A 1,804-nucleotide genomic window follows, 5' to 3' on the forward strand; every position below is an offset into this window, starting at 1 on the left:
TATACAGCGGAACGCTGCGCCTGCGGGATACGGTGGCCCTGGCCGGGAGAGAAAAGCTGAAAATCACAGAGATGCGTATTCCATCCAAAGGGGAAATTGTTCGGACAGACACCGCTTATCCGGGCGAAATTGTTATCCTTCCCAGCGACAGCGTGAGGTTAAACGATGTATTAGGGGATCAAACCCGGCTCCCTCGTAAAAGGTGGCGCGAGGCCCCCCTCCCCATGCTGCGGACGACGATTGCGCCGAAAACGGCAGCGCAAAGAGAACGGCTGCTGGACGCTCTTACGCAACTTGCGGATACTGACCCGCTTTTGCGCTGCGAAGTGGATTCCATCACCCATGAGATCATTCTTTCTTTTTTGGGCCGGGTGCAGTTGGAGGTCGTTTCCGCTTTGCTGTCGGAAAAATACAAGATTGAAACAGTGGTAAAGGAACCCACCGTCATTTATATGGAGCGGCCGCTCAAAGCAGCCAGCCACACCATCCATATCGAGGTGCCGCCCAACCCGTTTTGGGCATCTATCGGACTGTCTGTTACACCACTCCCGCTTGGCTCCGGCGTACAATACGAGAGCCGGGTTTCGCTGGGATACTTGAACCAGAGTTTTCAAAACGCTGTCAGGGATGGTATCCGTTACGGGCTGGAGCAGGGCTTGTTCGGCTGGAACGTAACGGACTGTAAGATTTGCTTTGAATACGGGCTTTATTACAGTCCAGTCAGCACGCCGGCGGACTTCCGCTCATTGGCCCCGATTGTATTGGAACAGGCATTGAAGGAATCGGGGACGCAGCTGCTGGAACCTTATCTCTCCTTCACCCTCTATGCGCCCCAGGAATACCTTTCCAGGGCTTATCATGATGCACCGAAATACTGTGCCACCATCGAAACGGCCCAGGTAAAAAAGGATGAAGTTGTCTTTACTGGCGAGATTCCCGCCCGCTGTATACAGGCATACCGTACTGATCTGGCCTTTTACACCAACGGGCAGAGCGTATGCCTTACAGAGCTAAAAGGGTATCAGGCCGCTGTCGGCCAGCCGGTCATCCAGCCCCGCCGTCCAAACAACCGCCTGGACAAGGTGCGCCATATGTTTCAGAAGGTAATGTAAAGATACATAATCGTCAAGACGGCAACAATCAGAAGTTATGGAGGGTAACAATGGAATATCGTAAGGAAGATTTAATGGAAGCAAAAAAGCAAATTTTGGGAGTGGGAGAGAACATGGGAACAGAGGAAAGTAAAAAAATCTGGGAGGAGAACGCACAATTTTGGGATAATGCAATGGGTGACGAATCTAATGAATTTCACAGAGAGGTAGTGCGTCCCAAAGTAACGGAACTTCTATCTCCTAATCCTGCGGATTATATTTTGGATATTGCGTGTGGCAATGGAAATTATTCTTCGTATCTTGCACAAAGAGGCGCTTCGGTTGTCGCTTTTGATTACAGCAAAAAAATGATAGAATTGGCTAAAAGACGGCAATCACAATATGCAAAACAAATTGAATTTTGTGTGGCGGATGCGACCAATAGAAAAAGTATATTAGAATTAAAAAGAAATCGAGCCTTTACGAAAGCAGTTTCTAATATGGCAATTATGGATATTACGGATATTGAACCACTTCTTATGGCTGTTTATGAACTGTTGCAGGAAAGCGGAATTTTTGTCTTTGCAACGCAACACCCTTGTTTTGTCACGTTGACTGAAAAATATATGACACCGCACAGTTACTATGATATAGCGATTGAAGGGCAACCGAAAGAGCAGATTTATTATCATCGTTCCATACAAGATATTTTT

General features: G+C 47.8%; 1 protein-coding gene and 1 pseudogene. Both read left to right on the plus strand.

Annotated features, from left to right (window positions below; genetic code table 11):
* Positions 1-1,112, plus strand: a pseudogene (locus I2E77_RS13620) (tetracycline resistance ribosomal protection protein); the annotation flags it as partial.
* A gap of 50 nt (positions 1,113-1,162) precedes the next feature.
* The coding region (locus I2E77_RS13625) for a class I SAM-dependent methyltransferase (protein WP_195451504.1) at positions 1,163-1,804 on the plus strand (642 nt) is incomplete at its 3' end.

It is taken from the genome of Anaeromassilibacillus sp. 1001302B_160321_C8 (assembly GCF_015554745.1).
GTDB lineage: Bacteria > Bacillota > Clostridia > Oscillospirales > Acutalibacteraceae > Anaeromassilibacillus > Anaeromassilibacillus stercoravium.